This is a genomic window from Paenarthrobacter aurescens (assembly GCF_025421775.1).
GTDB lineage: Bacteria > Actinomycetota > Actinomycetes > Actinomycetales > Micrococcaceae > Arthrobacter > Arthrobacter aurescens_B.
Genome location: NZ_JAOEFX010000271.1, coordinates 1 through 271 on the forward strand (window position 1 = coordinate 1; position 271 = coordinate 271).

1 protein-coding gene is annotated in these 271 nt (G+C 38.7%); it reads left to right on the top strand.

Going from position 1 to position 271, the window contains the following annotated elements:
- A partial coding sequence (locus N7568_RS23590; protein WP_261612127.1) for a hypothetical protein occupies nucleotides 1-271 on the top strand: 271 nt, incomplete at both ends.

The following is a 271-nucleotide window of genomic DNA, read 5'->3' on the forward strand; positions in this document are numbered from 1 at the left end:
AGTGATTTGCCAGATAGATTCACAGAAGATTTTTCATCCTATAAAGATGCATATATTACCGGGCCATTACTAGTTAAGGGGGGAAGGATTGATTTTTCTGGCACTGACGCCGAAATACGGGGTGGTAATGATGGCAAACGTTTTCATCTTGGTGACACAACTTATAAGACAGCAAAATTTATATTTACACCTGACTATCTTACAAATGAAGTCAGCTTTTACCAGAGAAGTGCGATGAAAATGACCACCACGTCTGTAAAGGTTTCACTTT